This is a genomic window from Leptothrix ochracea L12, from assembly GCF_000262525.1.
Window position 1 is genome coordinate 1 of record NZ_JH660661.1, and the last position, 5,677, is coordinate 5,677.

8 protein-coding genes are annotated in these 5,677 nt (G+C 56.5%); 6 read left to right on the forward strand and 2 right to left on the reverse strand.

The genetic code is table 11. The annotated features are described in order from the left end of the window. Positions 1-1,237 (reverse strand): hypothetical protein (locus LEPOCDRAFT_RS02900; RefSeq protein ID WP_009453099.1); only part of this gene is annotated, 1,237 nt, incomplete at its 3' end. Beyond that, complete coding sequence (locus LEPOCDRAFT_RS00010) at positions 1,228-2,274, reverse strand: FtsZ/tubulin family protein (protein WP_009453100.1); 1,047 nt, start codon at positions 2,272-2,274, stop codon at positions 1,228-1,230. The genes LEPOCDRAFT_RS00010 and LEPOCDRAFT_RS02900, both read right to left, overlap by 10 nt. 577 nt (positions 2,275-2,851) lie before the next feature. On the opposite strand from LEPOCDRAFT_RS00010, the gene LEPOCDRAFT_RS00015 reads away from it, so the two are divergent. The 6 genes from LEPOCDRAFT_RS00015 to LEPOCDRAFT_RS00040 form a co-directional block, all read left to right on the forward strand. Further along, positions 2,852-3,172: a c-type cytochrome gene (locus LEPOCDRAFT_RS00015; protein ID WP_009453101.1), complete on the forward strand. Its 321-nt coding sequence runs from the start codon at positions 2,852-2,854 to the stop codon at positions 3,170-3,172. Positions 3,173-3,362: 190 nt separating this feature from the next. Next, on the forward strand, positions 3,363-3,575 hold the full coding sequence (rpsU, locus tag LEPOCDRAFT_RS00020) for a 30S ribosomal protein S21 (RefSeq protein WP_007833691.1): 213 nt from the start codon (positions 3,363-3,365) through the stop codon (positions 3,573-3,575). 130 nt (positions 3,576-3,705) lie between these two features. Further along, positions 3,706-4,164, forward strand: a complete 459-nt coding sequence (locus tag LEPOCDRAFT_RS00025) for a GatB/YqeY domain-containing protein (protein ID WP_009453102.1) — start codon at positions 3,706-3,708, stop codon at positions 4,162-4,164. Between the two features lie 57 nt (positions 4,165-4,221). Further along, on the forward strand, positions 4,222-4,572 hold the full coding sequence (locus tag LEPOCDRAFT_RS00030) for a protein tyrosine phosphatase family protein (RefSeq protein WP_009453104.1): 351 nt from the start codon (positions 4,222-4,224) through the stop codon (positions 4,570-4,572). Between the two features lie 129 nt (positions 4,573-4,701). Next, the gene (locus LEPOCDRAFT_RS00035; protein ID WP_009453105.1) at positions 4,702-5,307 is read left to right on the forward strand and encodes a TRAP transporter small permease subunit; all 606 of its coding nucleotides are present in this window, start codon (positions 4,702-4,704) and stop codon (positions 5,305-5,307) included. Next, on the forward strand, positions 5,304-5,677 hold a 374-nt coding region (locus LEPOCDRAFT_RS00040; RefSeq protein ID WP_009453106.1), incomplete at its 3' end, for a TRAP transporter large permease subunit. The genes LEPOCDRAFT_RS00035 and LEPOCDRAFT_RS00040, both read left to right, overlap by 4 nt.

Sequence of the window (5,677 nt, forward strand, 5' to 3'; positions counted from 1 at the left end):
CTGGCGCGGGGGGCATCGAGGCAACCACCGGGGGAGCAACAGGTGCCGCAGCCACTGGAGCAGCAGCCACTGGAGCAGCAGCCACGACGGGCGCAGGAGGGGCGGCCTCAACCAGCTGAGCATCGCCACCGATCTGGAACAACGGCAGCAAACCGACCAAAGTCAGGCGCTGATCCGAGCGCACGCCCGGGAACGATCCAAGCTGTTCGAGCTTGGCGTGGGGCCCCTGAGCCGGCAGTAGTTTTTTATCTTTTAAGGTGCTCTCCAGCGACTCGGCAAAAGCCGAGAGGTAGCCTGACGGCATCTCGCTGTTGGGCATCAACAGACTCCAACGTGCCGAGTGGCTATCCGGGCGAAACTGATCGGCCAACGCCGTGTTATCCACCCAATTGGAAAAAGTCTGAGCCTGCTGGGCTTGATTTTTCAACCAGCGCTGCATCAAACCATCCACCAAGGAGGGTGACGCCTGCGCATCGATGAAGCTGCGCGCCGACTGCACGCTCATGCCCAGCAGATGCTGGCAAATCTTGCCGCCCAACGACGACACCGACGCAAAGGCACGGAATGTCATCCCCGGTCCAGCGGCGTCAAACAAGGCGTCTTGCAGACTTTGAACGTCCAAGGTGACCAACGCTTCGCGCGTCAAGAGCCGTTCGCGCAGCAAATCCATGCGCTTGCGCTCGTAGACCACCTCAGAGCGGCCCCGCAGTTCATGCGAAAGCGCGACCAGCGTTTGTTCGGTCGATTCGATGACGTGGAACAAAGCGTTGAGTTGCGACACCAAGCGCTGTGCTTGGTGCTGGGCAAAACGCCCCGCTGTCACTTGGGTCATGGCCAAGCAACGCTCACGCCACAACATGACGGCGTTTTCCAGATCAAGGATGCGGCTGCGCTCATCACCACCGGCCAAACGCTTGGCAAAGCCACCAAAGCCACCCGTGTTGCTGGCGGTTTGCGCGGCCTTTTGATTCAGCACTGCCAATTGCATGCCGTGGTGATCAGAAACCTCGCTGCGCTGACGCACCGTGGCTTCGATCTGATCGCTGTAAAACGTCAAGTCGGCCGCCATGGTGGCAATCACTTGGCCGCAATCGCGCAGCGAACGACGCCCGGCCTGCCAATCGCTCAACAAATCGGATTCGATGTCCTTGACGCGAGCATCCGTGGTGCGTTCCAGCTCTTCGCGAGCTTGTTCAAAGTAGGGCTCAACCCCTTGACCACGAAAACCTAAACGCAAGGCCTGATCAAAAGAGCGGCAAGCTGGTCCAGACGTTGCGCATCGGGCATCGCAAAGGCAAGCCGCTTGAAATGCTCGGCGTATTCGGTCCAAATCTGTTCAAAGGTGCCGGCAGCCACCACCGCAGCCACTTGCTGGTGCAGCACATCGCCACCCAGCGTTTGACGGTCACGGGCGTTGGCATCCACCACGGCGATGGCCTTGGCGGCAGAGACCTGCGGTGTCTGCTTATCACCGCTGGCTTCAGCGTGCCCCATGCACAAGCTGTTAAGCACACGCTGGGCGATCTCAAGGCTCAGGTGTTCCTGCCACGTATCAACATCCGGCCCCAGACGATGCAGGCCGACGCCAAACAGACCCTCCGCAGCGCCCGCTTGCCAGCTTGAGCCGACCAACATCTTTTGATAGAGGAACTCGGCCAGCGCCGCAGTGCGCTCGGTCGCCGCGCCAGAGGCGGCGGCGTCATGCCAGAGATAGCCTTGGGTAAAGGGTGCCAGCTTGTTGCGCCGACCTGCGGGGGCCGCCATCAATTCGTGCAATTCACGCACATCAGCGCACGACGTGGTGGCATCGACGGCCGCCAAGTTGGCTGGCAGCATGCCGTACATCAAAACGCGTGCATCGACTTCCGACGACAGGCTACGCAGCAAGCGCACCACCCCGGGCATCAAGCCCGACTCGCCGTGGGCCTGCATATGGCCCACCACATGCCACGTCACTTCGGAACGAGCCGAAGAACTCGGCAAGTCGTGCAGCATCGACTCCAACAGCTTGCGACAAGCGGTTTGGCTTTCCACAGATGCTTGGTTCTCGGGCTTGAGCACGAGCGTTTGCCGCTCAGGCATCTGAATCGATTGCCCAAGCACGGTCCAGTCGTTGTGATCGACTTTGGTATCCGTGGCAGCCTTGGTCAGCAAGGCAAAACTGACGGCAACATCACTGGGCTGAACACTGCCGTGACGCAGCATCAAGCGCTTGCGTAGTTCGATGACAACTCGACGACCTGTGGCGCCGATACCGATGATCAAATGATTCATGCGTGACAACAAAAGGTGATTTTTGATTCCGAAACAACGGAGAACACATGTATCTCTATGTACCCCATGGGCCTTTCAGACAAAAACTCCAAGCCTTTCATTCAATATAAGCAAACACAAAAATAGCCACCACAAGATTCATTATGAATCTTAATATTCAGCAACTCATGACCGGGAGGAACGTACAGCGGCTACCTCTCTGGGACCGAACGATACGCACTTGGAGCGCAGTATTGGTAACTATGCGTCACAGAAATCAAGAAAATCGTGAATCAATTCTTCCTTCTCCAATATTCGTTCAAGATCGACGATGTTTCCAACACCGACACCGACACACGGCTTGAACGAAAGCTGACGCCGCCAACCGCAGAACGTTAAATAATTCACCGTATTATCATGGTTTTATATCTTCTGACGATCTACCTCACAGAAGGTATCAAAAAAAGACATTCGCCACAATTTCAACCTGATTCGTTAAAGGTGTCATATTAGTATCAGAGATTGGATCTGTACGATCAGAGTCAGTCGGTCCATTCCCGCAATACTCATTCCCCTCGCCCGTAACCGAAAGGATGCCATGAAGCCCTTGTTTGCCGTTATTGCTTTGGTCGCCTCTGCTGCGATTTCTGCTCCCGCGCTCGCGAATCAAGAACTCGCCCAAAAGAAAGGGTGCCTCATGTGTCACGCAATCGATAAAAAAGTCATCGGTCCTGCGTATATCCATGTGGCCGAAAAATACACTGCCGCCGATGTTGAGCGGCTGACACACAAAGTGTTGAATGGTGGTGGTGGCGTCTGGGGTACCGCCCGGATGGTCCCGAACAAGGATCGTGGTGTCACAGAAGCTGAAGCGAAGCAACTGGTCGAATGGGTCTTGTCGCTGAAAAAGGCGCCCTGAACAAGCTCTCCGGGTGGTCTCGAGAAATCCTCTATAATCATCGGCTTTGCTAGCAACTCTTTCTTCGAGTCGGCAAGTGGCAATCGAAAAACTCGCGCAACGCTTGCGTTGCAAAGGTGACCAGATTGCCTTGTTGTGTGTCCGGACCACCACCGACCACCGAAGATACAACTGAAGGATTTTTTCGTTCATGACGACCATCCGTGTCAAGGAAAATGAGCCGTTCGACGTCGCTCTGCGTCGCTTCAAGCGCACCATTGAAAAGCTCGGCCTGCTGACCGACCTGCGCGCTCGCGAGTTCTATGAGAAGCCGACTGCCGAGCGCAAGCGCAAGAAAGCTGCCGCTGTCAAGCGTCACTACAAGCGTGTGCGTTCGATGCAGCTGCCCAAAAAGCTGTACTGATCCTGATCTTTTCACCCGACACGAAACTGTTGGGTGAAAGCATCACACCAAGCTCGCACGGGACGCCGCTGCGGGCTTGATTTTTTCTGCCATCCCTTTTCTCCGCGCCTCAACCTTTGCCCAAAGCACCATGAGCCTCAAAGATCGCATCACCGAAGATATGAAAGCCGCCATGCGCGCCAAAGACTCGGATCGTCTCGGTGCGATTCGCTTGTTGCTGTCAGCGATCAAGCAGCGAGAAGTGGATGAACGAATCACCCTTGATGACGCGGCCATCGTGGCCATTGTGGACAAGCTGATCAAGCAGCGTAAAGACTCCATCGCTCAGTTCACACAGGCTGCACGCTTTGATCTGGTGGACAAAGAAAGTGCTGAAGTCAGCGTGCTGCAAATCTATGTGCCACAACGACTCAGCGCGGAAGAAATCGCCATCGCTGTCACCGCTTTGGTGACCGAACTCGGCGCAAGTGGTCCTGCAGACATGGGTAAAGTGATGGGTGTGGCCAAACAGCGTTTCGCTGGCCAAGCCGACATGGGCTTGTTATCGACCGCCATCAAAAACGCATTGAACCCCAAGGCTGCGTCATAATCGCGCCATCGCAATGTACCCCGAGGGGTACTTAATAACTTTTGGCTGAGACTCTCTATGTCTGCTCTCCCGATTCAGCAAATCAGTCCGGATGTCTGCGTCGCACCGCAGCTTGATCCCGCAGCCATGGCTGCCGCTGCTGCGGCTGGTTTTCGCAGTGTGATCAACAATCGCCCCGACTTTGAGGGTGGATCAGACCAGCCCACCAGCGCTGCAGTCGAGGCAGCTGCCCAAGCAGCTGGACTGAGCTACGCGTTCTTACCGGTGTCCGGGATGTATCAGAGCCCCGAGGAAATTGCCCGCTTCCGCACCCTCCTCGATACCCTGCCCAAGCCTATTCTGGCGTTTTGCCGTAGCGGTGCTCGCAGCACCAAGCTGTTCATTGCAGCCAGCCAATTGGCAGACTAATCCCCATTCGCTGTTCGAACAGCACGTTTGCAGACAAGGGTTTTACCTAGGATCTAACGCCAAAAAGCGTCAGCGATGCATCGACAATGCACGCCTGTGATGCTTCTTACGGAGAATTCCTTGTCTGCCATGGCTCCCCTGCTCCCGCTGGCCCGCCGGATCGATGCACTCAGTGAGTTCGTTGGTCGCTGGGTCGCTTGGTTAGTATTGGCCGCTGTGCTCATTTCCGCGCTCAACGCGGTGGTGCGCAAGGCCTTCAACACCAGCTCAAACGCCTTTCTTGAAATCCAGTGGTACCTGTTTGCCGGCATCTTCTTGCTCGGCGCAGGCTATACGCTGCTGCGTCAAGAACACGTCCGAATCGACGTGATTCTTAGCCGCTTCTCTAAGCGCACCCAGATCAAGATCGACATCTTCGGCATCCTCTGTTTCCTTTTCCCCTTGGTGGTCGCGGTGCTGTATTTGGTGACACCCCTCGTGATCACGGCTTATACGTCGGGCGAGATGTCATCCAATGCAGGCGGCCTGATCCGCTGGCCAGTCTTTGCACTGGTGCCGCTAGGGTTCACTCTGTTGGGCCTGCAAGGCCTCTCTGAGCTGATCAAACGGCTCGCTTTTCTGCAAGGTCTGATCGACGACCCAACACAGAAGAAGCAAGAAAAGACCGCCGAAGAAGAGCTGGCCGAAGCCATTCTTGCCGCCGAAACCGCCAAGAAGAAGGAGGCTGCGCAATGATCGAATTCCTCTCCGCCAACATGGCACCGGTGATGTTCGCCGGGCTGATTGTGTTTTTGCTGATGGGCTACTCGGTGGCCTTTTCACTCGGCGCTTGCGGCTTGGTGTTCGGCTTCATCGGCATCCAGCTTGACTTGCTACCCGCCTCGCTGATGCAAGCGCTGCCGCTGCGCATCTTCGGCATCATGCAGAACGACACGCTGCTGGCCATTCCGTTCTTCACCTTCATGGGACTGATCCTAGAGCGCTCCGGCATGGCCGAAGATCTGCTCGACACCATCGGCCAGCTCTTCGGCCCGATCCGAGGTGGTCTGGCCTACGCGGTGATCTTTGTCGGTGCCATGCTGGCGGCCACCACGGGCGTGGTGGC

Coding starts and splice junctions, on each gene's coding strand:
- LEPOCDRAFT_RS00010 (WP_009453100.1), bottom strand. CDS start 2,274: ATGAATCATTTGATCATCGGTATCGGCGCCACAGGTCGTCGAGTTGTC.
- LEPOCDRAFT_RS00015 (WP_009453101.1), top strand. CDS start 2,852: ATGAAGCCCTTGTTTGCCGTTATTGCTTTGGTCGCCTCTGCTGCGATT.
- rpsU (WP_007833691.1), top strand. CDS start 3,363: ATGACGACCATCCGTGTCAAGGAAAATGAGCCGTTCGACGTCGCTCTG.
- LEPOCDRAFT_RS00025 (WP_009453102.1), top strand. CDS start 3,706: ATGAGCCTCAAAGATCGCATCACCGAAGATATGAAAGCCGCCATGCGC.
- LEPOCDRAFT_RS00030 (WP_009453104.1), top strand. CDS start 4,222: ATGTCTGCTCTCCCGATTCAGCAAATCAGTCCGGATGTCTGCGTCGCA.
- LEPOCDRAFT_RS00035 (WP_009453105.1), top strand. CDS start 4,702: ATGGCTCCCCTGCTCCCGCTGGCCCGCCGGATCGATGCACTCAGTGAG.